General features: G+C 71.0%; 28 protein-coding genes and 1 pseudogene. 22 read left to right on the top strand and 7 right to left on the bottom strand.

The features are described from left to right. Window positions 1-267 (top strand): transposase (locus tag ACWGJM_RS42915; protein ID WP_453417196.1); only part of this gene is annotated, 267 nt, incomplete at its 5' end. A gap of 9 nt (window positions 268-276) precedes the next feature. Here the strand turns inward: ACWGJM_RS42915 and ACWGJM_RS42910 are convergent. From ACWGJM_RS42910 to ACWGJM_RS42900, 3 genes are all read right to left on the bottom strand, one after another. Beyond that, window positions 277-576, bottom strand: a complete 300-nt coding sequence (locus ACWGJM_RS42910) for a hypothetical protein (protein ID WP_453417195.1) — start codon at window positions 574-576, stop codon at window positions 277-279. Next, window positions 573-2717: a hypothetical protein gene (locus ACWGJM_RS42905; RefSeq protein ID WP_453417194.1), complete on the bottom strand. Its 2145-nt coding sequence runs from the start codon at window positions 2715-2717 to the stop codon at window positions 573-575. Before ACWGJM_RS42905 ends, ACWGJM_RS42910 begins: the two co-directional genes overlap by 4 nt. Before the next feature lie 1038 nt (window positions 2718-3755). Then, window positions 3756-4022: a helix-turn-helix transcriptional regulator gene (locus tag ACWGJM_RS42900; protein WP_391329444.1), complete on the bottom strand. Its 267-nt coding sequence runs from the start codon at window positions 4020-4022 to the stop codon at window positions 3756-3758. A 93-nt stretch (window positions 4023-4115) separates the two neighbouring features. Between ACWGJM_RS42900 and ACWGJM_RS42895 the strand changes: the two genes are divergently transcribed. Next, the gene (locus tag ACWGJM_RS42895) at window positions 4116-4763 is read left to right on the top strand and encodes an HAD family hydrolase (RefSeq protein ID WP_453417193.1); all 648 of its coding nucleotides are present in this window, start codon (window positions 4116-4118) and stop codon (window positions 4761-4763) included. A 4-nt stretch (window positions 4764-4767) separates the two neighbouring features. After that, on the top strand, window positions 4768-5604 hold the full coding sequence (locus tag ACWGJM_RS42890; protein ID WP_453417192.1) for a DUF1932 domain-containing protein: 837 nt from the start codon (window positions 4768-4770) through the stop codon (window positions 5602-5604). A gap of 7 nt (window positions 5605-5611) precedes the next feature. Here the strand turns inward: ACWGJM_RS42890 and ACWGJM_RS42885 are convergent, their stop codons facing one another. From ACWGJM_RS42885 to ACWGJM_RS42875, 3 genes are all read right to left on the bottom strand, one after another. Continuing rightward, the gene (locus ACWGJM_RS42885; RefSeq protein ID WP_453417191.1) at window positions 5612-6184 is read right to left on the bottom strand and encodes a phosphotransferase-like protein; all 573 of its coding nucleotides are present in this window, start codon (window positions 6182-6184) and stop codon (window positions 5612-5614) included. After that, entirely contained in the window at window positions 6181-7218 is a 1038-nt protein-coding gene (locus ACWGJM_RS42880) for an AAA family ATPase (RefSeq protein ID WP_453417190.1), read from the bottom strand. The genes ACWGJM_RS42885 and ACWGJM_RS42880 overlap by 4 nt, the downstream gene beginning before the upstream one ends. A gap of 182 nt (window positions 7219-7400) precedes the next feature. Next, window positions 7401-8153, bottom strand: coding sequence for a GntR family transcriptional regulator (locus ACWGJM_RS42875; protein ID WP_453417189.1), 753 nt, complete (start codon window positions 8151-8153; stop codon window positions 7401-7403). Between the two features lie 392 nt (window positions 8154-8545). Here ACWGJM_RS42875 and ACWGJM_RS42870 point away from each other — a divergent pair, with 392 nt between their 5' ends. From ACWGJM_RS42870 to ACWGJM_RS42820, 11 genes are all read left to right on the top strand, one after another. Beyond that, window positions 8546-9361, top strand: a complete 816-nt coding sequence (locus ACWGJM_RS42870) for a hypothetical protein (protein WP_453417188.1) — start codon at window positions 8546-8548, stop codon at window positions 9359-9361. A 179-nt stretch (window positions 9362-9540) separates the two neighbouring features. Beyond that, window positions 9541-9705 carry a hypothetical protein gene (locus ACWGJM_RS42865; protein ID WP_453417187.1) on the top strand — a complete coding sequence of 55 codons (165 nt, stop codon included), beginning with the start codon at window positions 9541-9543 and terminating at the stop codon, window positions 9703-9705. A 255-nt stretch (window positions 9706-9960) separates the two neighbouring features. Then, the gene (locus tag ACWGJM_RS42860; RefSeq protein ID WP_453417186.1) at window positions 9961-10266 is read left to right on the top strand and encodes a WhiB family transcriptional regulator; all 306 of its coding nucleotides are present in this window, start codon (window positions 9961-9963) and stop codon (window positions 10264-10266) included. Window positions 10267-10376: 110 nt separating this feature from the next. Then, complete coding sequence (locus tag ACWGJM_RS42855) at window positions 10377-10736, top strand: hypothetical protein (protein WP_453417185.1); 360 nt, start codon at window positions 10377-10379, stop codon at window positions 10734-10736. Window positions 10737-10976: 240 nt separating this feature from the next. Further along, entirely contained in the window at window positions 10977-12743 is a 1767-nt protein-coding gene (locus tag ACWGJM_RS42850) for a DUF2637 domain-containing protein (RefSeq protein ID WP_453417184.1), read from the top strand. Window positions 12744-13001: 258 nt separating this feature from the next. Then, entirely contained in the window at window positions 13002-15629 is a 2628-nt protein-coding gene (locus ACWGJM_RS42845; protein WP_453417183.1) for a hypothetical protein, read from the top strand. A gap of 11 nt (window positions 15630-15640) precedes the next feature. After that, window positions 15641-16081: a conjugal transfer protein TraB gene (locus ACWGJM_RS42840; RefSeq protein ID WP_453417182.1), complete on the top strand. Its 441-nt coding sequence runs from the start codon at window positions 15641-15643 to the stop codon at window positions 16079-16081. A gap of 77 nt (window positions 16082-16158) precedes the next feature. Next, window positions 16159-18462: a hypothetical protein gene (locus ACWGJM_RS42835; protein ID WP_453417181.1), complete on the top strand. Its 2304-nt coding sequence runs from the start codon at window positions 16159-16161 to the stop codon at window positions 18460-18462. Window positions 18463-18509: 47 nt separating this feature from the next. Continuing rightward, window positions 18510-18698 (top strand): hypothetical protein, encoded by a 189-nt coding sequence (locus ACWGJM_RS42830; protein ID WP_453417180.1) that lies wholly within the window; start codon window positions 18510-18512, stop codon window positions 18696-18698. Between the two features lie 44 nt (window positions 18699-18742). Beyond that, entirely contained in the window at window positions 18743-18934 is a 192-nt protein-coding gene (locus ACWGJM_RS42825; protein WP_453417179.1) for a hypothetical protein, read from the top strand. 74 nt (window positions 18935-19008) lie between these two features. After that, window positions 19009-19515 carry a hypothetical protein gene (locus tag ACWGJM_RS42820; RefSeq protein WP_453417178.1) on the top strand — a complete coding sequence of 169 codons (507 nt, stop codon included), beginning with the start codon at window positions 19009-19011 and terminating at the stop codon, window positions 19513-19515. Window positions 19516-19595: 80 nt separating this feature from the next. Here ACWGJM_RS42820 and ACWGJM_RS42815 read toward each other — a convergent pair whose 3' ends face one another. Continuing rightward, window positions 19596-19814, bottom strand: a complete 219-nt coding sequence (locus tag ACWGJM_RS42815) for a hypothetical protein (protein ID WP_453417177.1) — start codon at window positions 19812-19814, stop codon at window positions 19596-19598. Window positions 19815-19905: 91 nt separating this feature from the next. Between ACWGJM_RS42815 and ACWGJM_RS42810 the strand changes: the two genes are divergently transcribed. The 8 genes and pseudogenes from ACWGJM_RS42810 to ACWGJM_RS42775 all read left to right on the top strand — a co-directional run bounded on the left by ACWGJM_RS42810 (window position 19906) and on the right by ACWGJM_RS42775 (window position 23326). Further along, window positions 19906-20673: a hypothetical protein gene (locus ACWGJM_RS42810; RefSeq protein ID WP_453417176.1), complete on the top strand. Its 768-nt coding sequence runs from the start codon at window positions 19906-19908 to the stop codon at window positions 20671-20673. Window positions 20674-20934: 261 nt separating this feature from the next. Continuing rightward, a pseudogene (locus ACWGJM_RS42805) lies at window positions 20935-21210 on the top strand (RRQRL motif-containing zinc-binding protein); the annotation flags it as partial. A gap of 5 nt (window positions 21211-21215) precedes the next feature. Further along, a complete protein-coding gene (locus tag ACWGJM_RS42800; protein WP_453417198.1) occupies window positions 21216-21395 on the top strand; it encodes a hypothetical protein in 180 nt (59 codons plus the stop codon). A 29-nt stretch (window positions 21396-21424) separates the two neighbouring features. Then, window positions 21425-21976 carry a hypothetical protein gene (locus ACWGJM_RS42795; RefSeq protein WP_453417175.1) on the top strand — a complete coding sequence of 184 codons (552 nt, stop codon included), beginning with the start codon at window positions 21425-21427 and terminating at the stop codon, window positions 21974-21976. Then, window positions 21973-22263 (top strand): hypothetical protein, encoded by a 291-nt coding sequence (locus ACWGJM_RS42790; protein ID WP_453417174.1) that lies wholly within the window; start codon window positions 21973-21975, stop codon window positions 22261-22263. The genes ACWGJM_RS42795 and ACWGJM_RS42790 overlap by 4 nt, the downstream gene beginning before the upstream one ends. A 79-nt stretch (window positions 22264-22342) precedes the next feature. Beyond that, window positions 22343-22807 carry a Pycsar system effector family protein gene (locus tag ACWGJM_RS42785; RefSeq protein ID WP_453417173.1) on the top strand — a complete coding sequence of 155 codons (465 nt, stop codon included), beginning with the start codon at window positions 22343-22345 and terminating at the stop codon, window positions 22805-22807. Window positions 22808-22818: 11 nt separating this feature from the next. Continuing rightward, entirely contained in the window at window positions 22819-23157 is a 339-nt protein-coding gene (locus tag ACWGJM_RS42780; RefSeq protein ID WP_453417172.1) for a hypothetical protein, read from the top strand. A gap of 1 nt (window position 23158) precedes the next feature. Next, complete coding sequence (locus ACWGJM_RS42775; protein ID WP_453417171.1) at window positions 23159-23326, top strand: pRL2-8; 168 nt, start codon at window positions 23159-23161, stop codon at window positions 23324-23326. Window positions 23327-23347 lie beyond the last annotated feature (21 nt).

The raw sequence follows: 23347 nt of genomic DNA, 5'->3' as shown, positions 1-23347 counted from the left end.
CCCGCCAAGCTGCACGCGGACAAGGGCTACGACTACGACCACCTGCGCCGATGGCTACGCAAGCGCGGCATCCGGCACCGCATCGCCCGCAAGGGAATCGAGTCATCCACACGGCTTGGCCGGCACCGCTGGACCATCGAGCGCACGATGTCCTGGCTGGCCGGCTGCCGCCGCCTGCACCGCCGCTACGAACGAAAGGCCGAACACTTCCTGGCCTTCACAGCCATCGCCTGCAGCCTCATCTGCTACCGCAGACTCACCAAATGAGACCACGTCTTAGGAGCTAAATCGCCTCGTCGTCACGGCGGCGACGTGCCCGGCCAGCTCCGGGGGGATGGCCGCCCACCTATTCCGCAGCGTCGCGCCGGCGGCCGAGAGCTCCCAGGCCCGCTCGGTGACCAGCGCGCCGATCGCGGAACTAAGGCCCATCGGCTCGCGCCCGTCACGCCGCACCGTCTTGACGGCCTGCGGCTTCTGCTTCGCCTTCTGGCCGCTGCCGTTCTTGCGTGCCGCCTCCATCGCGGCCCGCAGCGCGACCCGGGCCAGGTCGACCCCGGACACCTCGCTGCCGCTCATGCCTGCCCCCAGGTGGTGTAGCCGAGGTCCAGATGCCCGAGGCCGGCCAGGCGCTGCACCTGGGCGACGAACGCCCGGGTGAACAAGCGCTGAGCCGACCTCTCGCCGTATCGGTCGATGTGGTCGAACACCAGCTGGTGGTCGGCGGCGGCGCGGTTGCGCCAGTCCAGGACCTGCTCCCGGGTGAGCTCCTCGAGGACCAGCTCCTGGTAGTCGTCGACGTCGGCGCGCTCCGGTTCCGGGGCGGGGACGACGGCGGCCGGGCGCGGCGCGGGCAGCGGGGCCACCGGCGCGGCCGCGACGTCGTCGGCCGGCTGCGCGGCCGTGGCTTCGGCGGCGCGGGCCTTGGCGGCGGCCTGCCGGGCGCGGACCTGCTCCCACTTGTGCTCGCGGGCCCATGCCTGGGCGGTCACCTGCTCGTGCAGCTGCCGGTCGGCGGCCGCGCGGCGCTCCGCCTCGGAGGCGCCGGGCATCGCGGCGTCCACGGCGGCCGCGACCGCGCTGCGCTGGGCACGGCGGTCGGCCTGCTTCTCCTCGCAGCGCGAGCAGTCCCGGCCGGAGTCGAGCAGCATCCGGTCGTCGCACAAGGCGTCGCCGCACTGCTGGCGCTGCGGCAGTCCCCGGGCCAGCAGCCAGCCCACCGGGTCGGTGATCGGCCCGTACAGCCGCATCTGTTCGGCCAGGCGGCGGGCGAGCCGGTCGGCGAGGACCTGCGGCCCGTCGGTGCGACCGGCGAAGCCGATCACCCGCTTCAGCTCGCTGCGGGCGGCGGCCTCCACCAGCTTCCGGGCGGCCGCACGGTCCAGGCGCACCCACACCAGGTCGACCGGGGCCAGGACGATCCGCAGATCCTCCGGCGGCAGGGGCACCCTCCCCCGCTGCTGCCTGCCCTGACCCGCACCGTCCACCACCCGCACCGGAGCATCGGCCACCGGCCCGCGGCCGGGCTTCTCGCTGCTGATCGACGGGGACTTCTTCGGCTGTTCCCCGCGCAGCGGGCCGCCGTCCTCGCTCACGCACGCGCGGTCCGGCAGACCACGGTTCCCACCACGGCCTTCGCCGGAAAAACCACCAGAGAGCGAGAGCGGAGAGAGGGGAGTAACCACAGAAGAGTGAGAGGCGTGAAGGTATGCAGCAACGGCGAGGTCTGCCGAACCGGCCTCCTGCCCCTGCTCAGCGCCCTCCACCCCAGTAACCACAGGGGTCACAGCCTCTCCGGCCGTCTCATGATCTCCGGATGCACTATCGGCGAGGTCTGAAAACACCGAGGCGGCGGCCTCGCGGGCCTCCCGGACGAGCACGCCGTGGGCCTGGGCGACCGGCAGCAACCGCACCCGGCTGCGGGCGTTCAGCCCGGACGCCGTCTCGCGGCGGTCCACCGTCAGCACGCCCCGCTCCTGCAGCCGCGCCAGGACCTTCGCCCCGGCCGCCGGCGAGCAGCCCAGCAGCCGCGCAGCCGTCGCCGCCGGACGTCCCCGGGAGGTGTCCACGCTGCCGCAGCACAGCTGCAGCCAGCCACGCGAGTTCGAGGACAGCACCATCAGCAGCAGCCCGAGCCGGTCGGTCGCCGTCCCGCGCCCCGTACGGTCCGCGAGCATCCCGGCCGGAGTCGTCCGGCCGTCCTTGTGCACCCAGCCCGGCGCGAACAGCACCTCGATCAGCTTCAGCAGCACGATCAGCTCCACCCGCGACAGCGCCAGGGCGTGCCGCCGGTTCCCGCCGTGCTGCGCCCGGTACATCGGGATCACCCAGCACTCCAGGCCCGTCACCCGCCCGGCCGCGCTGGTCGTCTCGTTCGAGCCCAGCACGCCGCGCTCACGCAGCTCCGGCAGAACCTGGTGGGCGATCCGGGACGGCTTGAGGCCCACCCACCGGCCAAGCTCCCTGGCGGTGATCGTGGTGCGGTAGTTCGTTGCGACCTTCGCCTTCGCCATCAGCACCACCGCCGCAAGGCGCGCGGGGTCGCCCGCCCCCTTCAGGGCCGGGTCCGACACCAGGGCGCGTACCGCGGCGAGCAGCCGGGTGCGCATCGTCTCCGTCAGCTGGAGCGGGTTGCCCAGCTCCAGCGCGACGGCCGGGCCGGCCTGCGCCGGGACCGACCGCAGCCAACGGGGCGAGGCCCCGCCGACGGAGCTGTCCACGCACTCAGAACGGGGGCGTGCGAACACGGCCGGCGCCGCCACGGCGCTCATCGGCCCACCGCCCCGACAGCAGCGGCGGACACCGCAAGAGCCGGACATCCCAACATCGCCTGTGTCGCCATCGGGCCGGTGTACACGCCAAAGCGGACACCCCCCTCAGCAGGCAGAACTCGCGTTTCTTGATCCACCCGCCGACCCTGCACGAGACGGCCTGTGGACAGAGGACGCTCAGCCCCAATCACCCCCGGCGCTCCCGCACGGCGGGCAACAATCTTGGAACCCGTCCCGCCACACGGGACGCCGCCCTCACGGGCGCTGCCGTCGACGGAGTTGTCGACGACCTCCGAGAGCGGGTGCATGAGCGGGGTGGCCGACGCCGCTACCGCGCTCATCGAGCCCACCCCGAACTCGCTGCTCTTGTAGCTTCCTACCGGAAATCCAATCTCCGGTACAAACCGTGTATACCGGCATGAACAGGACGTCGATCCCGTCACACGGGAAGCCTGCAGAGTCCGAATCGGGGTGAAACGGACATGGTCAGGCTGACAAGGGGACACCAGGTCGTGCACTATGAAGACGACCGCCTCTCCATGTGGTGTATCGCCCGGCGTATCGCTGGACGTATCTCTCGGGAATGGGCGGGACGCCCCCTCCGCGAGGAGCGGGCGACCGGACGAAGAGCTAGAGGCACCTCCTGTTCTGGATGTGCTGATGGGGACTCGGACGGCTGGTCCCAGCGGCCTGCGAAACCGTTGGAACCGGGCTGCAAGGCCCCCTGCGAAAGGGGCTCTGCAGTGGTGTTGCTGGCCCTGATGAGGGGCCGATGGGAAACAGCGGCTTGATAAGCCGCAGCTCAGAACCGGGTGCGAACCGAGAACTGAGCAGCCGCGCTGGGTGCGAAGTCCAGGCGGTTGAAGGGCCGCGCGGCCACAGTGGATTGCGAGTCCACCGTCGTGGCGCGCGGCCGGTGGCGGCTACGTCACCCCGACCCCCTCGATTCCGAAGGTGGAGTCGGCGTGCCTGAAAACAGGTACGAGATCAGTCCTCACTTGGCGCCTCCTGGGCGGCGTCCGGGTACTTCTCGGTCAGCCGACGGAGGAAGTGTGCGTACTTCAGTCGATTGCTGCGGTGGGGCTTGGTAAGTCCTGCCTCCCATCGCGCGACGGCGACGCGCTGGACGCCGATGGCGTGGGCGACTTCCGCCTGGGTGAGGCCGGCGGCGACGCGCAGCTGCTGCCGAACGCGAGGCGAAGGGAGGGTGCCGGCATCCACCAGAGCATCGACGCGACGCAGCGGATCCGACATCGGAGCCTCCATCCTAGGAAACAGTTCCTGAAAAGATACACGAAGTGATCTCTGTGAGTGCACCCCATTCGATGCCCGGTAGTGTCCGTGCCTGTGTCCCGCCCCGCGTTCTTCGATCTCGACGGCACACTGGTCGACCGGCAGTCGGCATACAACGATGCCGTGACCGACTTGTGCCGCAGGCACCGCTTCACACAGGACATCGAGCACTGGCTGCTCACCGAGCTCGCTGACCGAGCCAACGCCGCTGACTTCACGCGGATGCACGACAACTTCGGCCTGGCGGTGCCCGGCGCTCAGCTGTGGCGGGAGTACGTGGACCTCATGGCGGCTGCCGTCACCTGTCGGCCCGAGGTTCTCGAGGGCCTGGCGCGCCTGCGCGCGGCCGCGTGGACGATAGGGATCGTCACCAACGGCGCCAGCGACATCCAACGGGCCAAGCTCTCTGCGACCGGCCTCGCCGACCTGGTCGATGGTGTCGCCGTATCGGGTGACCTGGAGATCCGCAAGCCAGACCGGCGCCTCTTCGAACTCGCGGCTTCGCGCTGTGAAGTGAGGCTCGCCGACGGCGGCTGGATGGTCGGCGACAACCCGACCGGGGACATCGGCGGCGGCCACCAGGTTGGTTTGCGCACCGTCTGGCTGCGCGGCCGGCCCTGGCCCGACGGCCTTCGCGCCGCGCACCATGTCGTCGACGACGTCACCGACGCCATCACCATCCTGCTCAACGAGACGGAGTAGCACCGTGGACCAGCCGACTGTTGGCATCCTCCACCCCGGCAGCATGGGCGCCTCCGTCGCCGCCTGCGCGGCGACTAACGCGGCCGAGGTCCTGTGGTGTGAAGCCGGGCGCAGCGAGGCATCTGCGGCGCGCGCCGCCCAGTTCGGCCTGACAGCAGTGGCCAGCCTGCCGGAGCTGCTGGAGCGCAGCGACGTCGTCATCAGCCTCTGCCCGCCGGCCGCTGCCGAGGACCTGGCCCGCGACGTCGCCGCGCACGAGTTCGCCGGGGTGTACGTGGAGGCAAACGCCATCAACCCCACACGCGTGCAGCGGATCGCCACGCTGCTCGAACCGGACGCGACCGTCGTGGACGGTGGTGTCGTCGGCTCCCCGCCGGTCGGAGGCAAGTCACCGACCTTGTACCTGTCCGGAGGGGGCGACGCGACCGCGCGCATCGAGGCACTCTTCGCGGGCACCGCCGTCCAGACGGCAGTGCTGGGTACCGAAGTGGGGAAGGCATCCGCGCTGAAGCTGTCGTACGCCTCGTTCCAGAAGACCAGCCGGGTGCTGGTGGCGCTAGCGGTCGGCATGGCGCGCGAGCACGGCGTCGACCAGGAGCTCCTCGAGGTGGCCTCGAAGCGCACCGACTCATACCTCGCGGAACCGGCGTACGTCGCCAAGACCGCCGCGCGCGCCTGGCGATGGGGCCCGGAGCTGGAGGAAGCCGCCGAGACCCTCGCGGCCGCCGGCCTTCCGCCAGAGATGTTGCGCGCGGCCGCGTCCACGCTGGCACGGTGGGACGATGCCAAGGACAGCAAGCTCACGCTCACTGACGCCTTGGACCGCCTCGCCCAGCCGTAGCCCGCGCTCATGCCGTCGCCGTTCCCGCCGCTCGCTGCGCCAGCAGCTGGTCGATGAGCCGCGCCGTGTCCTGCGGCGACGCCGCCGTGGTGTCCACGGTCAGGTCCCAAACTGCGCTCGGGTGGGCGTCCAAGTCCTCGAGGGTCGCATCCCACGCCGCCAGCCGCGCCACGGTGTCGCTGTCGCCTCGGCCTACCGACCGCTCCGCAGTCGTCTCGCGAGGGCACCACAGCAGCACCACAGCCCAGCTCGCCGGGTAGCCGTCGACCAGGGCACGGACACCGTCGACCTGCCCGAGATGGACCACCGGCACTCCAGCCGTGAATGCCGCGTCGAGGCCGGGCCGGTCGATGACGTACGTGTTGTCGTACCTGGTGTTGGCGTAGACGACGTCGCCCGCGGTCTCCAACGCGTGCAGCTGCTCGGCAGTGCCCATCCGGTAGCCGGAACTCTTGCCCGAACCGACCTTGAGCCGCGCGAACTGCGTGTACTGCGAGTTCAGTTCGGTCAGCGCTTGGGTGACGGTGTCCTTGCCTGCTGCTGGCGGGCCGTACAGCACCACTCCGTGCTTGCCGTTCACGAGTACATCGCCCCCATGGCCTGCCGGGCCTGGTCCGCGAGTGAGACCGCGGCCCCGAGACGGTTGTCGACGACCAGGTGCGGTACCGCTGGCCGCAGGTCCAGGTCGATCGTCGCCATGTACTCATCCCACCGTTGCAGCTTCCAGGCATCCCGGGCCGCGCCACGGAAGCCGATGTATTCGCGCATCGACTCCTCGTCACAGCGGACCCAGACCGGATAGACGTCGACGCCCATGGACGCCGCGCGGTTGGTCAGGCGCTGCATCCACGCCTGGTCCGTCATCTCCGCGATGAACGGCGCTGTGAGCACCGTGCTGATCCCGCACTTGATGTTGGCCATCGCGGACTGCATCAGGCAGTCGTACTCCACCGGCCGGACCTGGGTGCGATACAGGTCGGTGTGCCGGTCATTCGAGTCACCACCCAACGCGACCAGCAGCTTCTCCACCAGCGGGCGGGTCAGAGGATCCTTGTCGAGCAGCGGCCAGCCCGTGAGCTGAACGAAGAACCTCGCCAGCTCGGTCTTCCCGCTGCCCGCGTACCCGCCGACCAGGATCAGGACCGGCCGGTGCGGGTCACCACCGGTGTGCCGACGCTTCCACGCGTCAATGATCCGCTGCTGCAGCCCGAAGTGATCGGCATCGTCACTGCCAGGCGCAATTCGGTGAACTGCACGCTCGACTGCGAGGACATGCGCGCCATTGAGTCGATCATCCATCGGCGTGAGCTTGAAGGAGGTCTCCTCCCCCGGCAGAGCAGCGCGGAACCCAAGGTCCGGCTCCGTCGCCCTGTACAAGAGACAGTAGGCGCGACGGTAATGCGGGCCTGGGTAGACCTCCCCCTGCTCGTGCTGCCACAGGGTCTGGGGATTCGCGGCCGGGATGCCCTTGAGCTTGGCCTGTTCAGCAACCTCACGGAGGCGCTCGCCGGCCTTCTCCAAAGTCAGCCCGTGAGCCTCACGCTGCTCACGCAGCCGGTCCGGCCGCCACCCTGTCCGGTGCTTCCCCACCCTGTTCCCCTCCGTCGTCGTCATGGCCGCGAGCCTAGAGCGCAGCCCCGAAATCCCATGTGTACGCGGATGTTGAAAACTCGTGAACGCCGGTGCGCACGAGCTTCGACAAGGCGCTGTGATGTTGCGTTTCGGCTCTGGCGAGTGTGATGGCCCCCACACGACGAGCAGTCATGAGGGGGTTTGAGGTGACGGAGTTGGGACGCTTAGGCATCGAAGGCGTACTCCAGCACGTATGCCGCGCTGTCCATGGTCATCTCGTTCACTTCGACAGCTCGAAGCTCAGCGTCGAAGGCCGTGCGGCACAGCTTGATGACCGGGCGCTCCAGGGGCATGGCCAGTTCTTCGGCCTCTGCAGCTACAGGGAGTCGGCACCGAAGTTCCTCGCGGAAGTGTGCGGGCGCGTGACCGATCTCAGCGAGCCGGGCGTACGTGCCGCCGTCCCCGGTGTCGACGCGCATGATCGCCGTGCCTTCAACCAGCCCGAGGGGCAGGTAGGAGGTTGCGATCATGACTGGCCTGTCGTCCAGCACGAAGCGCCGGGATCGAGCGCAGACAAGTTCGTTCTCGTCCACGCTCAGCATCCGGGCGATGTGTACGGGAGCCGCCACGGTGTCGACGCGGACGTCGATGGTGACTGGACGCTCTTCGTCGGCGGACCAGATGGATTTGCCCGCGCCCCACTGCTCACGTGCCAGTCGCTGAATGCCGTGGCGCCGGATCGGGCGGAACTCGATGACTCGGGCGCCAGCGCCCTTCTTCGTTTCCACCAGGCCTTCGATCCTCAAGATCTTGAGCGCCTGGCGGGCGGTAAGCACGGCAACGCCGTACCGGGCGGCGAGCGCGCTCTCACCCGGCAGCCGATCACCGGGGCCGTACTCGCCAGACTCGATCGCCGCCTTCAGGTCGTCGGCAATCCGCTGGTACTTCGGCCTCTGCGGGCTCGTCTCACTTGCCATGCCTCTCCCTACCTCGTTAGCGATCCTAGGGCCGCTGACTATCGAGCCGCCGGAGGGGCGCCGCCTTGACCCGCAGACAAGTTAGGCGGCGAGGTACCTCGTTAACGAGTTTTCTTGACAACGCTAACGAGGATACGTCTACTCTATAACGTACCTCGTTAACGAGGTCGCGAATGCCACTGCAAAACAGCAGGAGTCACTGCTCTTCGGAGCGGCGGCAGTGGGGTGAGCCGAGCTCCCCCGGCCTAGGCGCCTGTACCGAATAGCTCCACCTGATCCACCTCGAACGGCGCTGCTGCGCTGTCTGTCCGCCAAGACCCACCTGCCGAAAGGCCGGCCTGGCGCGGCAGAGAAGGCAGCACCCGCACCCGATCCCACATCAGGAGGATTCGATGCCCCGCAAGCGTCCCGGCCGCGTCCGGAGCAAGAACACGAACCGCCGTGAGGCGCTCAAGCTCAGCAGCATGGCCCCGGAGGACTTCAACGTTCGACCCGGCGAGACGAAGTCGATCGCCTGCCCCGACTGCCGCACCTGGCGCCGGATCATGGGCGACAAGGTCCTCAAGATCCGCGAGCACTGCATCAGCGACAAGGTCGCGGAGGGCGAGAAGCACACTGCCTGCCCCGGCAGCGACCAGCTCGTGGTCGTGGACATCGACGTCCGGCGCTGGCAGGCCAAGCAGGACCGCCTGCTGCGGGACGCGATCCCGCAGGACAACCGGCGCGCCGCCCGGCAGTTCTACAAGCCGCTCCCGGCCCCGGCCGCTCCGGTCTCCCGGATCAAGGCGGAGGTCACGCTGGAGACGACCCGCCAGTCCTACCTGGCCCACCGCAAGGGCTGCACGCGCTGCGTCGGCGGCCAGCACTGCACGGACGGCGGCATTCTCGCCCGCCGCTACGTCCTTGCCCTCCAGTTGGAACCCACCCGCCGCGAGGCCCGCGAGCAGATGGAACGCCAGGAGCACAGCACTGCAAGGGAGTTGGCGAAGCAGTGGCCGGCCGGGCGCCGACAGCAGTGGGCCAAGCACGGCGGCGAGGCGATCGAGAAGGCGAACAACCAGTGCGCGGAGCGACTCCCGGGATCGCTCTCCGAGTTCCGCGGCCCCCAGGTCCCGCTGGCGCCGAAGGACGTGAAGGCGCACGAACGGCGTCAGGCCGAACTGGGCAAGCGGTACGCGCGGAAGAACCCGGCCACGTCAGCAGCCTGACCTGCACACCGAGACGAACGACCACGGCCCCGGCCGTCCCGCATCAAAGGGGGCGGCCGGGGCCGTGGCTGCTCGTACAAGCAGTCAACTCCCCAACTGGGGAGTGATCGCGACAGCCCTTGGGATTGCGGCCCGACGGGCTGTCCAGGACCTGACTGGAGGACCTGATGCAGCACAGCATGACACGCACCGCGGCGCAGCCGCAGGCAGGGATCATCGACGACATCGAGCGCGAGGACGACTCCAAGGGCTACGAGCCTGAGGACGCCGCCCGCGTCGACGTTGCCCTGGTCCTCCTGCCCACCGCCGCACCGGCGCTGGCCGGTTGGGAGGTGGCGGCGTGATCACCAGCCTGACCGACGCGGAGCGCGCTGAGCTCTCACGCAAGAACGCAGAGCAGAACAAGCGGTCGGAGAACAACCGCCGCTGACCAGTCCCCCGGCATTGCCCGTCGTCCTCGCCCGCTCACCCGGGCGGGGCAGGCGGAGAGCGCCGGGAGTTCCCGCACGCTTCGGCCGTCTGGCCGCCACATCACGCAACAGCCCCGGGGTGGCCGCCCCGGGGCTGTCTTCTCGCTCTGGACCTTCTGGGAGGCCCTGATGAATCGCGACTCCATCGTACGCACCAGCTACGCCCCCTCCGCCGACCTGCCGGTCAACACCAACTGGCGTGAGGACGGCGCCTGCAAGGCGGAAGACCCCGAGCTGTTCTTCCCCATCGGCAACACTGGCCCGGCGCTCTTGCAGATCGATGAGGCGAAGGCGGTCTGCCGCAGGTGCCCGGTGCTCGAGCGCTGCGCCTCTTGGGCGTTGGAGACCGGCGAGGCCCACGGCGTCTGGGGCGGCATGAGCGAGGCCGACCGCCGCCGCATCAAGCGCCGAGCCGCCCGCCGCCGCGCTGCCTGATCCGTTCTGACGGCTGCCTGATCCGCTCGCACCGACCGCTGCACCACGGCGGCGGGACGGGCGGTGACGGGGAGCCGGACAGCCCGGACCGACAGTCGAGGGAGGCCCCCATGGCCACGACGATGACCCCGCTCCAGCCCGGCACGGAAGCCACTGCCAAGGCCGCCGCGTTCGCGATCTTCGGCAGTGACATTCCGCCGATCGACCCGGAGGACTACAGCGGCAGTTGGCGCACCACCCTCCAGGTCATCGCGGAGGAGTGGGTGGGCGAGGGCCGCTTCGAGCGGCACGCCGCCCGCACCGCGGCCGCGCTCAACGAGCTGTTCGCCACGCAGAGGCTGTACGGCGTCGGCTCGCCCGAGGCGCGCGCCGACGGCGCCCGCATCCAGCCGCTGATCGACCGGTGCCGCCACTTCGGCATCACCACCGCCGACCTCCGCCGGCACGGCGCGCAGTTCCCCGAGAGCTGACTTCGCGCCCGCCCGGCGGGAGCCGCTCCCAGTTTCGAGTCCGCCCCACAGCACTTCGCGAGACCGGCCGCCCACCTCCCGGGCCGCCGGCCTTTTCGTGCGTCTGGAGCGGGTAGAGCCGGTGTCCGGTTCGCAAGCAACCATCCGCACCACGAGCCGCTTCGGGAACGCCTCACCGCGTTTCGGGAGCAGCCCCCGCCATTTCGCGCACGCCCTGAATGAACCCCTCCGGAGGCCCCAATGAGCATCACCGACTGGCCGCGCACCGCGGCTGAACCCGACCCCGACTCGGCTTCACCGGCCGCCGTTTCGGGAACGTCCGCGCCGGTTTCGCAGACGCCCGGCTCCGTTTCGGACGCGGCCGAGTCCGTTTCGGAGACGGAAAGCGGAACCGGAACGAAGTCCTCCCCGGGGAAGCTGACTGGCACCCAGAAGTGGGCGGCCGCCGCGATCGTGGTCGCCGCGCTCGTGCTCGCGGGCATCGGCCTGTACCTGTCCTTCGAGCACGTCGCGGTCTTCGCCTTCGAGCAGCTCCGCTTCGAGTCGCTGGGTAAGGGCCAACTTTTCGCGGTCGGTGTCGATGTCGGCATCATGGTCATGATCGCCGTCGACCTGCTGATGGCCTGGCTCAAGCGCCCCATCAGCTGGATTCGCTACCCGGTGTGGCTGCTGACCGGCGCGACGGTCGTCCTCAACGCGGCCTCCGGCGCCCCGGAAGGGGCCTGGAAGCTGCTGGACTACGTCGCCGCCGGCGCCCACGGCGTCGTCCCGATCCTCTTCATCACGGTGGTGGAGCTCGGGCGTACCGCGATCGACCGCATTGTCCGGCCTGACCAGGCCGAACGCGACTCGATCCCGTGGATGCGCTGGGTGCTCGCCCCCGTGGCGACGGCCCGGATCTTCCGCCGGATGCGGCTGTGGGGGGTCACCTCCTACCCGGAGATGATCCGCCGTGATCAGGAGCTCATTGCCTACGAGCAGTGGCTCAAGCGCAAGTACGAAGGCGACATCTCCCAGGCATCTGAGGATGAGCTGCTGCCGATGAAGATGGCCCCGTACGGCTACACCGTTGCCCAGGCCCTGGCCATGCCCGATGAGCAGGAACAGGCAGCTCAGGAGCGTAAGGAGGAAGCCGAGCGGCGGCGCCTGGACACGGAGACCCGCAGCGAGGTCGCCAAGTCCAAGGCCGAATCGGAGCGTCTGCGCGCCAAGGGCGTGGTCGAGACGGTGCGAGCCGAGGTCGATGGCCAGACCGGCCAGGCCCGCGCTCACGCCCGTGCCCAGGTCAGCGCCGCAGAGCGGGCCGCTGAGCTCGAGGAGGCGGCGCTGGAGACGGCCGTCATCGCCGAAGCCCGCGCCCGTGAGGCGGAGGCGCAGCGCAAGGAAGCCCGGGAGCGCGAGGCGAAGGCCGAAGCGGACCTGCGCGCAGCCGAGCTGGAGCGCCAGGCAGCCGAGAAGCGGAAGGAAGCTGCGGAGGCCGACCGGGTCGCCGCGGCGGAGGCTCAGGCCATCGAGACGGCGGAGATCGCGGAGGCCCGGCAGCGTGCTGCCGAAGCCGATCGGGTCGCCGCCGAAACGGAGAGGGCCGCTGCCGAAACCCGCCGCCGCGCCGCCGAAGCCGACCGGCTCACGGCGGAGGAGAACGAGCGCAAGGCGACCGCCGACGCGAACACGCAGGCGGCCCGTAAGCGTGAGGCCGAAACCGAGTACGCCGCTGCCGAAGCCCGGCTCGCCGCTGCCGAAGTCGAGCGGCGCGCGGTCGAAATCGAGGATGCCGCGAAGCTGTCGCCGCGCGAGCGGGCGGTCCGCAAGGTCGCGCGCATGGCGCTCGCGGCCGGCGCGGTGTTCGTCGGCCTGGACGCCGACGGGATGCACCGCGAGCTGTGCCGGGTCGTCTCGATCGCTGATGTCCAGCGTGAGTTCGACGTGTCGTCGACCGACACGGCCTCCAAGTACCGCCAGGAGGCCGTCGCACTGCTCGTCGGCGGATACCGCCCGGAGCAGTGACCTGCACGAACCGCAGTTTCGACGGTTCCACCGGCCCCCGAGACGAAGTCAGCGCCTCGGGAGCGCGGTGAAGGCGCCGAAACGCCACGACAAAGCCTCCCAGATCGCCCCCGCCCTGAGAAGGAGAACCCCCACTCATGGATATCAACGCACTGTTCACGGATGAGGGCCTGCGGGCCTTCACCGTCGCGCGCGTGTCGTGCGCGCGCGAGGGTGCCCCAGGCGGTGACCGTCTGTCAACTCCGAGAGGGAGACGTCATGGCCGACGACGACGGCCCGAACAACCTGATCCACTTCCCCCGCGTGGGTTACACCGCCCCTGCTGAACCCCCTGCGGAGACCCCTGCCCCAGCCCCCGCTGACGTGCCGTTCGCCGCCCCCGCAGACACCTCCCCGGCCACACCCGAAGCGTTTGCACCCGCGACGCGAACCGACCCGATGGGCGTCATCGCGACCCTGCCCGAGCCCGGTCTCGGGGCCCCGTTCACCGCCGACTCGGGGCCCGCCGCGGCGCCCGCAACGGCGGGCGCGATGGTCCCGGCGACCTTCCGCTCGGAGGCCGCGCAGCCCGCCGCGCCGCGCCTGGGATCGCTGTCCCTGGCGGCGATCCTCGCGGTGTCCCTGGCGGCCATGCGGGGCATCCACTCCGCCGTCGCGGCGGGCCGGGCGAACCGGGAACAGCGCGAGGCAGTCGCGAAGACCGCGAGCACCGCCAAGGACGGCTTTCCCGGGGGCGGTTCGAAGAAGCAGGTGCAGCCTAGCCACGAGTACGGCCGCAAGACCCTTCAGCGCGGCCCCAGCGGCCTGTCAGGCCGCTCCGGCGGCTCAGGTCCGGGCAGGTCCGGGCGAGGCGGCAGCGGGTCGTACAGCGGCTCGGCAGGCCGCGGGCGCGGCGGGTCGACGACCAGGTCGCCCAGCGGCTCCGGGGGCTTTGGCAGCGGCTCGCGGGGCGGGCGCGGCGGCGGTTCGGGCTCCGGGCCCGGCCGCTCCAACTCCGGCTCCGGTGGCAAGGGCGGCTCGGGCGTCACACCGCTCAAGCGCACCTCGCAGGGCGGCGGCGTGAACCTCAAGAAGAACCGCGGCCCCGGATCGTCCGGCGGCTCGGGCGGTTCGGGAGGCTCCGGCGGCGGCAAGGGCCCGAGCAACAGCGGCAGCGGAGGCGGCCGGAAGAACCGCGGCTCCGGCAGCGGCGGCGGGTCCGGCTCCTCCGGCGGCGGCTCCACCACGAACCGCAAGCGCGGCCCCGGCAGCACCGGGGCCGGCGGTTCGTCCGGCGGTCCGGGCAAGAAGCGCGGACCGGGCTTCGGGGCGGGGGCCGGCAAGACGACGGGCCCCGGCACCAAGAGCCCGGGCAAGGGCACAGGTCCGGGCGGGAAGGCCACGCCCGGCACGACCAGTACCAAGGGCCCCGGTACCGGCAAGGGCACGACGACCGGTCCCAAGAGCGGCACGAAGAAGTCGCCGCGCGGCACAACCGGCCCGTCCGGGATCCTGCGCAAGAAGCCCGGCACCACCACCTCCGGCACCGGCCCGAAGACGAAGCCGAAGGGCAAGGGCAGCAGCGGCGCAGGTACCACGGCGCCCGGCAGCAAGCGCGGAGGCAAGAATGGCAATACCCGCTCCGGCAAGGGCGGGACGGGCCCGGTCGGCTCGGCGCCCAAGGCGCCGGGTGGGAAGTCCCGCAAGGGCAAGAAGATCCCGCTCACGCCGGGCATCGCGCACGGCACGTTCGCGGCGACGGACAAGTACGGCTGCCGCTGCCGCAAGTGCCGGCGCTTCCAGAAGGAGTACAACCGCAAGGTCATTGGGGCGATGAAGTCCGCCGCCCGGGGCCGGACCACCTTCGGCGAGGCCGTGCACGAGACCGCTGAGAAGCGTCTCAAGCGCCGCCGCAAGAAGATGGGGCCGCCCGTCATCAGCAAGGCCAAGGTCAGGAAGCCGAAGAAGAAGACCGGCCCGAAGACCAAGACCACCAAGCCCGCGAGCACCAAGCCCTCCGGGCCCGCCGCGAAGGCACCGGCCGGCCCGGCCGCGAAGGCACCGACCCGCCGCACGCCCTGGTCCACGGCCAAGGCACGGGCCCGTAAGCGTGCCCGGCTGCGGACCACCACGGTGCCTGGCCCCCGCCCCGCGCCGACGCCCGGCCCGGCCGCACCACCGGGGCCCGCCGCTCCGGCCGCCCCGACGCCCACCCCGGTCACTGCACCGGCCCCGGCCGCCGCAGTCGCGGGGGCAACCACCGTCCCGGGCCCGCCCGGTGGCGGCACGGTGCCCGGCACCGGTACCGGCACGCCGCGCCTGTCGCCGTTCGAGGCGATGGGCATGGCGACGGCGGTGTCCGCTCCGGCTGGTCCCATCACTGTCGAGCGGGCCGACTCCCCTGGATCCGCTCCGGCGACATCCGGCGCGGGCCTACCCGCCGGCACGAGCACGAAGGAGAACAGCGTGAGTGACGCCTGGCTGACGAAGTGGGGCAGCGGCAGCGTCGCGGACATGGACGCGCAGCACCAGACCGAGGTCACCCTCGACGACACGCTCGACGTCCTCGAGGAGCTCACCGAGCAGTCGTTCAAGGCGCACGAGACCTGCCGCAAGCTTTCCGTGAAGGCGCGGGAGATCCGGCACGAGCTGGACGAACTCGCCGCCGACCTGCGCTCCACGCACAACGTCATCGGCCGCCTGACCGGCGCCGCGATGGCGAAGCTGGCGGAGTCCATGGAGCTGCTGGCCCGCAAGGCAGACGAGATGGCCACCAAGTCCCTGGTGGCGGCGGAGCTCTCCGAGACGGCGGAGAACGCGATGTTCGACGCCTACCGGCCCCTCCAGCAGGCCACCGAGGACTCGGGCCTGGCCGTGCCCGCCGCCCGCATTCACAACGAGAACTGAGAGGAGATCACGTGAGCGACAACCTCCCCGCCATCCCGGGCATGAACAACGGCGTCGCCGGCAGCGCGGGCAGCGGCAACGGCTTCCTCGCCCTGTCAGGCCGGACCGCCAAGCTCGCGGCCGCCGCCCTCTTCCTCAAGGAGGGCATGCACCTGCTCCGCTCCCACATGCAGGCCAACGCCAACGCGGCCATGCGCCTGTCGGAGATGTGCGGCCAGGCCGAAGTCGAGCCCCAGTTCACCTCGATGATCGAGGACACCTCGACCGCCCTCACCGCAGTGGCGGAGGCGTCCGGGGAGATGGTGAACGCCGCCGACGCCGTCGACACCGACGCCCGCGGCTTCAACAACGCGCACGACCGGGAGTACCGCCCCGGCTACGAAGCCTCCAACGGCTCCGGCGTGCGCCAGGCCAAGCCCGGCTACTACCGGCGCTCCGGCCGCCGCAGCTGACCCACCCCGCCCCGCAGCAGGGACCGCGCCCACCCGGGCGCGGCCCCTGCTGCCCCTGCCCTCGAACGGAGGCTGTGTTGAGCACCATCGACCAGGCGGCGCTGCCCGCCGACACCACCAAGCGCGTCCCGGGCCACGTCATCTACCGGCGCGTCCTGGCCGAACGCACCTCCTACGCCCTCGCGGCGGCCGGGATGGCCGTCGGCCCGCAGCTGGACGACAGCGCCTGGTCCTACCTCGCCTCCGGCGGGATCGGACTGGGCACCCTCGCCTGGCTGTACGCGAAGACCAAGGACCCCGACCAGGGCCTGGGCATGCTGACCCGGGCGCAGCGGGCGATCCCGTTCCTGACGGCCGCCGGCACCTACGTGGCCAACCTGATCACCCCCGGCTTCAACTGGTGGGAGGTCGTCGCCCCGGCCGCGTGGGCGTCCCTGATGGGCTGGATGGCGCCACTCACCCGCAGCGCCGGCCTGGTCCTGGAGCTCACCGAGCACCAGGCGCAGCACGGCGCCGGGCCCGGGGAGCCGCTGACCTACACCGAGTTCCTCGCCGCGAAGTGGCAGCAGGCCACCGGCGACGGCACCCGCCTGGTGTCCATCACCCCGTTCCGCGCCGACCGGCCCGACTTCGAAGCCGTGGTCGTCGCCCAGGCCGGGAAGGCGGTGCCCACCTTCACCGACGTGCAGCTGGCCGCCGCGTTCGACTTCCCGGTCGGCACCGTGAAGATCCGCCCGATCCAGGGCTCCGGGCCCGGCCGGATGCGGCTGGTCGCCCGGCCCACCAGCGAGGACACCGAGGCCACCGCCGAAGGGCTGCGCGGCCTGTGGGAGACCGCGGTTGCCGCCCCGGGCAAAGCCGCCCCCGGCGTCGACCTGATCGACTGGCGCAGCGAACCGCACCGCATCGTGCTGCTGGTCGCCTCCCCTCCGGGCAAGGAGATCCACCTGCCGCACACGGCGATCTGCTCCGCGTTCGGCATCGACGACCCGTCCCGACTGGTCATCGAGACCGACGGCATCCGGCAGGGCGTCGTCTCCGTCTACAAGACGAACCCGCTGATGAAGGTCCGCAAGGCCACCGTCGAAGACCTGACGATGGACGCCAAGGGCCGCGTCACCATCGGCGTCTGCCACGACGGCAAGCCCGCCCGGATGCGGCTGTGGGATCCCGGGCAGGGCGCGCTGCGCGGCATTACCGCCGGTGTCACCGGCGCGGGCAAGTCCGTCCTGCAGAACCTGATCCTCGCCGCGGAGAAGCGCTCCGGCGTCGTCTCCTGGGTCGGCGACGTCCAGGGCGGCATGTCGCTGCCCGAGGCGGAAGGCCGGGTCGACTGGTTCGCCAAGGGCCCGGTGGAGACGCTCCTGATGCTCACGGCCGCGCACGCGGTCATGAAGTACCGCGAGCGGCTCTCCAACGAGATGGGGCGCGGCGACTTCGCCCTGAACCGCCCCTGGCCGCTCATCAACATCACGCTGGATGAGATCAACCGGCTGCTGTCCCACCCGGACGAAGCGATGCGCAAGGCCACCGCCTACCTCATCGCCGACATCCAGAAGACCGGCCGCAAGGTCGGCATCGGCATCCGGCTCGCCGTGCAGTCCCTGCACCTCAAGGACCTGGGCGACGACGACGCGATCCGCCAGCAGGGCAAGGTCGGCGCGCTGTTCCTCATGCGCACCGCCTCCTCCTCCACCAAGGAGATGGGCCTGGACGGCATCGCCCCGGCCGGTTTCCAGATGGAGAACATCCCCGCCCGGATCTACGAGAACGGGCAGATCGAGGCGCTGTTCTCCGGCAAGGGCGACGAGGACGGCGAGTCCACCGCGGGCATGGCGTACATGTTCCTCGACGGGCGCGCCAAGTTCATGCGCACGTTCTTCGCGGAGAAGGTCGACGGCGTCTACCCCGACCTCATCGCCCTGTACGGCGAGGACCCGCCCACCGGGCTGACCGAGGGCGAGGCCAAGGCCGCGCAGGCCGGGGCCGCGATCTACGGCGTGCGGCACACCAACCCGTACGCCGACTGCGACACCCTCGCCCAAGCGTTCTCCGACGCCCCCGGCAGCAAGCCGACGGCCGGCGACCCCCCGGTCCCGGCCCCGGACACCGACAGCGACAGCGACGGCGAGGCACCCGCCCCGTTCGAAGCGCCGTTCGGCATCCCCTTCGGCGACAGCGGCCCCGACATCGGAGAGGAGCCCGGCCTCCAGGACCAGATCCTCGAGCTGCTCGCCGACGGGCCGATGAGCCTCAAGCAGCTGCGCGAGGCGCTGCCCAGCTTCCAGCCCTCCAGCGTCAGCAACGCCTGCACCCAGCTCAAGGCGAAGGGCCTCGCCAAGTCGCTCAAGCGCGGCCACTGGCAGCTCGCCGACAGCTGACCCGCACCACCCACCCGCTCACCACTCACACCGAAGGAACCGATCCCGTGGCCCTGTCGATCTCCCTGGTCCTCCTGCTCGGAATCATCGTCGGCATCCTCGTGCGCACCGGCTACCAGCGGATCATGCCCGGCATCGCCGTCCTGCTGTTCGGCTTCTTCCTCGCCAGCACCGGCATCGCCCCCACCATCAACAGCGCCGTCTCCTCCATCACCGGATGGATCAGCAGCTTCTGACCCCCAACCCCAACCCCACCGAAACGAGAACGGAGAACACGACGATGAACCGACCCCTGGTGCTCCTGGTCGACGACGCCGCCGACGTCCTGGCGGCCAACCCCGAAGCCCGCGCCCTGGTCGACGACCTGCTGCGCACCGGCCGCCGCAACGGCCTGGTGGTCCGCTCCGAGACCCGCCGACCGCTGCAGTACCCGACGCCGGACGCGCTCGAGAACGCCGCCGACCAGCAGTAGCCCCGCCCCCGCACCCTCGCCCCCTGCGCCCTCCCCGCCACCACGGCGGGGAGGGCGCCCCCGCATCTGCCCGGATGGAGACCACCGTGGACTTCGAGAACATCACCCGCCCGCTCACCGACGACGAAGCCAAGGCCGAAGCCGAGCGGATCATCGCGGCGGCATACCGGCCCGAGACACCGGTGCGGCACATCCCGACGTCATTCCGCGACAACACCCCGCTGCCCGCCTACGGCGACACCCCGCCCGTCCATCAGGACGACAAGCGGATCATCCCGGCCTGGGCGGCCGGGATCGCCGTGGCCTCCATCGGCGTTGGCGCCGGCATCACCGGCATCGGCTGCGGAGCCTGGCTCGTGCTCCAGGGCCTGGCCTCCGTCACGCTCTACGGCGTCCTCATGGTGACCCTGCCGTTCGCAGGCGTCGCCATGGTCGCCACCGCCATCAGCGGCGCGATCAACAAGGCCCGCAGCGCCGCCACGAAGAACGTGTACGAGGGGCCCGTCGTGCAGAACACGCAGATCAACAACACCAGCAACCAGCGCGGGATGTTCTCCCGCACCCGCAACGACGTCCGCTGACCCGGGCGCCCTGCCTCGTATCCGACACCTCGCCCACGGGCCGGGGCTTCGGGTGCGAGACAGGCCGTCCGGCCTCGCGATCAGTCGTAGTCGATCCAGATCCGGCCGTCGCCGTCGACCTCGGCACCCCGGATCTGCCCGTCGACGATCGCGCCGTTGATCGTCACCTCGACGTCGTAGTCCACGTCGATCCACAGCACACCGTCGTCGTCGGTGAACGCGGGCCAGATCTGCCCGTCCGTGTCCACGACCTCTTCGAAGACGACTTCCTCCGGCTCATCGCGGGTGAACCACCCCATCGCAGCCGCCTCCCCTCTCCGGTCCTGTCGCACACAGCTTGGCCCACTCGCACGCTCCGTGAACACCGCATCGACAACAAGGAGTTGCCCCGTGCAGTCCAACGACAACACCTCCGGCCACAACCACCAGGAGCTCACCTACCTCCCCGTGCCCTTCCCGAAGGCACCGCCCAAGCCGCCACGGTTCGCTGCGCTGCGCGACTGGTGGAACCGCGCCTGGGACATCGACGGCGTCCTGTACGAGATGTGGGACGACGTCCTCAGCGCCCCCGACGACGGCCTGCGCCACATGGCCCCCTGGATCCGGGCCGTACTGATGGTGGCCGGTGTGTCCTTCACCGTGCTGATGGCCCAGGCCGCCGGCGAAGTCGTCCTCCAGGCGCTGCACCAGACCCTCACCGCCGTGCCCAAGGTGCAGGTCGGCGCCGACACCTCCAGCGGCGTGGCCGCCGTCGTCGACCAGCCGGTACGCACGTACATCGCGCAGCACTCCGCCGGCCTCGAGGTCGAAGGCTCCACCGTCTACACGCTGTGGCTGCTCACCGGCATCGTCGGCCTGGTCCTCGGCTACCTCTCCCGCAACAACGGCGTGCGCGCGATGTGGAGCGCGTGGGGTGCGGCCACCGTGTTCATGGTCTGGACGGCCACTCCGGCAACCAGCCGCCCCATCGCGGCCGGGCTGGCCGTCCTCGCCTGGACGTTCCTTTCCGCGTTCGCGATGCGCGGCCTCACCCTGCGCCGCGTCGCCGCCGGCCGCCCGGCGAAGGTCACCGTCAAGCCCGAGATCCACGTCCCCGTCCAGCCCCCGGCCCCGGCCGCCGAACAGCACCCGCACAGCAGCTGCCCCTTCCGGGACTGACCTCCGGTCGCTCCGCCTGGTCCTCGCCCACCCGCTCCTGGGTGGGCGAGGACTGGACAGGCCGACCGGCCGCCAAGCACCGCGCCCCGCCGACACAGCACGACATCGGCGGGGCGCGGTGCTTGCTGTCCACCGACATCAGGAGGAACCGCTCGTGCTCATCCCCCGCCCGCGTCGCCGGATCGGCCGGCCCCGCCCTCAGCGCCCCGGCCCCCGCTACCCGCAGCGCCCGGCCCGGATCCCCGGCATCTGGAGCAGGTGATGCCCCGCCCCCGGAAGAAGCGCCGCCGCGAGATCACGAAGGCGCCGCGCAGCGACGCGAGGCTGCCGGAGTTCGATCGGCGCGCTTGTCCCGAGGGCCTGGTCACCCGGCGGCAGTTACGGGAGAAGGGGCTGAGCCCCGGCGGACACGGCCCGGTCGCGGTACTGCGCTGCAAGGCGTGCGCATACCGGCCCGACCAGGCGTGCATCCATCCCACCCGGGCCTGGCTCTACAGCGTGGAACTCGCACGGCCCAAACGGGTGCCGACGCTCGCGCAGGAATGGGCGCTGGACCGGGCCATGGCCGCGAGGTCCACGTGCCCGAGTGCAAGAGGCGCTACTACTTCTGCCTCCCGCTGCGAACCCAGGGCTGCTGCGACCCCTGCGCCCGGGGCTATGAGCCCAGCCCCGACACCTACTTCGCTTCCACGGCCCCGGTGACCCACCGGCTGGCCGCCTGATCAACGACCCTCCGAAGGAGAAGTCACCGATGTTCAGCAGCCTGTTCGCCCGTCGCCCCGCCGCACCGGACCCGGCCCTGTGGACGCCGCCGGGTACCACCGTCGTCCAGCGCTACCGCAACACCCTCGGACCGCTGGAGGGAGCAATCGTCCTCGTCTACACCTCCGCCAGCGACCGCAGCTCCTCCCACGGCGCCGCGTGCCTGGGCTGCACCTACCGCGCGGGCCGCAACAGCAGCCGCATCCGGCTGGCAGAGACAGAGGCCGCCGACCTCGCCAACGCGCACGCCGCCCACTGCCGCACGATCGACCGAGGCGTCCCGGCAATCCCCGACGACGCCGACGCCGCGCAGATCGTGCGCAGCCGCCTGCAGCGCATGCGCCCGCACGGCACCTCGCCCCACCCGGTGCACCTCGCCGACTTCCTCGAGGACCGCGTCGACCTCCAGCGCGACGACGACTTCGTCAAGCAGGCGATGTTCGAGATCGTGCGGACCGAGAGTGACTTCCTCAAGGCCGCGCCCGCGTACAACGGCACCGGCACCCGGTTCATGATCCAGCCGCACCCGCCCCGCAAGTGACGCGGACCCGCAAGGCCGTGCTCCTGGCGGCCGTCGTCCCGGCCTCGGTCGCCACGGCGGCCGCCGTCCTCAAGGCCGGCCGCTGGCAGCTGTCCGCCGACCGGCACCGCATCGAGCTGACGCCCCGCCCTCACCGCTTCTGCCCCGACTGCCGGGGTGCGGGCGGCTGGTGGGTTGACGGCGCGCACCCGGAGATGGAGGCGTGCGGCTGCTGGTCGAACCGGCGCGAGCTACGCATCCGGCTCCTGCCCGTCCGCGACCCCTGGCCGGACGAACCGCCGTTCTGACACCCGACGTACCCAAGCCGTCCCGGGCGGCCCGCACACGCGGGCCAACCCTTCACGTTCCGCAAGGAGAACCCCACTCATGACGACCGCCACGGTCCCCGCCTCCACCGTCGACAAGAACCTGGACACCGCCTGCGCCTCCATCGTCAACGAGATCGGACGCACGGACGGTAAGTCGTCCTTACTGCTCGCCTTCAACGGCGCCGTCCTCGCCGGCCTCGCGTCCGTCACCGACAAGGACCTGCCACCCGCGACGAAGGTCTTCGGCACGCTCGCCGTCCTCGCCCTGGGCGCGGCCGCCGTGCTGCTGCTCCTGGTCGTCAGGCCCCGCCTGCGCGGTGATGACAAGGCGTCCTTCCCGTACTGGGCACGCCTGGACGAACACGAGATCCGCGCCTGCATGAACGGCGACACCCGCGCCGCCCGCATCCGAGTCCTGTCCACCCTCGCCGTACGGAAGTTCACCCACCTGCGGCGCGCGGTCGACCTGTCGCTCGCCGCCCTAGTCCTGCTCGCGCTGGCCGCCGCCGGCCTCGCGCTGTGACGGCGGCCGCGGTGACCCGCACGCGCATCGAACGCGTCCGCGCCGCGGCCGGGATCGCCTCCCTGGCCCTCCAGCAGATCGAGGACGACCTCCGCGCCAGCGACGTCGACACCGAGGAGCTCGCCGCGATCCTGCGCGAACTCATCGAAGACACCGACCCGCCCGGCGGCTTCCTCGCCGCCGTGGCGCAGCTGGTCACCGCCGCCGCGCGCCGTGCCGAGCAGATCGAGCAGGACCGCGACGGAGACGCCTCCTGCCCGCTACACGAAGCCGCCGCCCTGATCACCGACGACGCCGGGCAGCGCCTGATCTGGGCTGCCCGCGTCCTTCACCCACAAGGAGCTGGCTGAGATGGCCAACACCAAGGCGACGAACCCGCCCCGGGGCCAGTGCACGCAGTGCTGGTACCACGCGTACGCCAGCCGTGAGGCGCACGCCGGACTCGGTCCGCGCGAGGACTGCCCGCAGTGCGTGGACCACATGAACAACGGCCACCCCGCTCACATGATCGTCCGCTGACGGCGCCGCGCGAAGCCGTCC

Source organism: Streptomyces sp. NPDC054834, assembly GCF_053611185.1.
The sequence above is the reverse complement of the archived record's forward strand: the minus strand, read 5'-3'. Positions and strand labels throughout refer to the sequence as shown.

What these genes read in the sequence shown, in the direction of transcription:
- ACWGJM_RS42820 (WP_453417178.1), top strand. Translation starts at nt 19,009, where the DNA reads ATGGAGACCACCGTGGACTTCGAGAACATCACCCGCCCGCTCACCGAC.
- ACWGJM_RS42910 (WP_453417195.1), bottom strand. Translation starts at nt 576, where the DNA reads ATGAGCGGCAGCGAGGTGTCCGGGGTCGACCTGGCCCGGGTCGCGCTG.
- ACWGJM_RS42865 (WP_453417187.1), top strand. Translation starts at nt 9,541, where the DNA reads ATGACACGCACCGCGGCGCAGCCGCAGGCAGGGATCATCGACGACATC.
- ACWGJM_RS42855 (WP_453417185.1), top strand. Translation starts at nt 10,377, where the DNA reads ATGGCCACGACGATGACCCCGCTCCAGCCCGGCACGGAAGCCACTGCC.
- ACWGJM_RS42815 (WP_453417177.1), bottom strand. Translation starts at nt 19,814, where the DNA reads ATGGGGTGGTTCACCCGCGATGAGCCGGAGGAAGTCGTCTTCGAAGAG.
- ACWGJM_RS42875 (WP_453417189.1), bottom strand. Translation starts at nt 8,153, where the DNA reads ATGGCAAGTGAGACGAGCCCGCAGAGGCCGAAGTACCAGCGGATTGCC.
- ACWGJM_RS42825 (WP_453417179.1), top strand. Translation starts at nt 18,743, where the DNA reads ATGAACCGACCCCTGGTGCTCCTGGTCGACGACGCCGCCGACGTCCTG.
- ACWGJM_RS42795 (WP_453417175.1), top strand. Translation starts at nt 21,425, where the DNA reads ATGTTCAGCAGCCTGTTCGCCCGTCGCCCCGCCGCACCGGACCCGGCC.
- ACWGJM_RS42850 (WP_453417184.1), top strand. Translation starts at nt 10,977, where the DNA reads ATGAGCATCACCGACTGGCCGCGCACCGCGGCTGAACCCGACCCCGAC.
- ACWGJM_RS42845 (WP_453417183.1), top strand. Translation starts at nt 13,002, where the DNA reads ATGGCCGACGACGACGGCCCGAACAACCTGATCCACTTCCCCCGCGTG.
- ACWGJM_RS42880 (WP_453417190.1), bottom strand. Translation starts at nt 7,218, where the DNA reads ATGACGACGACGGAGGGGAACAGGGTGGGGAAGCACCGGACAGGGTGG.
- ACWGJM_RS42870 (WP_453417188.1), top strand. Translation starts at nt 8,546, where the DNA reads ATGCCCCGCAAGCGTCCCGGCCGCGTCCGGAGCAAGAACACGAACCGC.
- ACWGJM_RS42775 (WP_453417171.1), top strand. Translation starts at nt 23,159, where the DNA reads ATGGCCAACACCAAGGCGACGAACCCGCCCCGGGGCCAGTGCACGCAG.
- ACWGJM_RS42785 (WP_453417173.1), top strand. Translation starts at nt 22,343, where the DNA reads ATGACGACCGCCACGGTCCCCGCCTCCACCGTCGACAAGAACCTGGAC.
- ACWGJM_RS42800 (WP_453417198.1), top strand. Translation starts at nt 21,216, where the DNA reads ATGGGCGCTGGACCGGGCCATGGCCGCGAGGTCCACGTGCCCGAGTGC.
- ACWGJM_RS42900 (WP_391329444.1), bottom strand. Translation starts at nt 4,022, where the DNA reads ATGTCGGATCCGCTGCGTCGCGTCGATGCTCTGGTGGATGCCGGCACC.
- ACWGJM_RS42860 (WP_453417186.1), top strand. Translation starts at nt 9,961, where the DNA reads ATGAATCGCGACTCCATCGTACGCACCAGCTACGCCCCCTCCGCCGAC.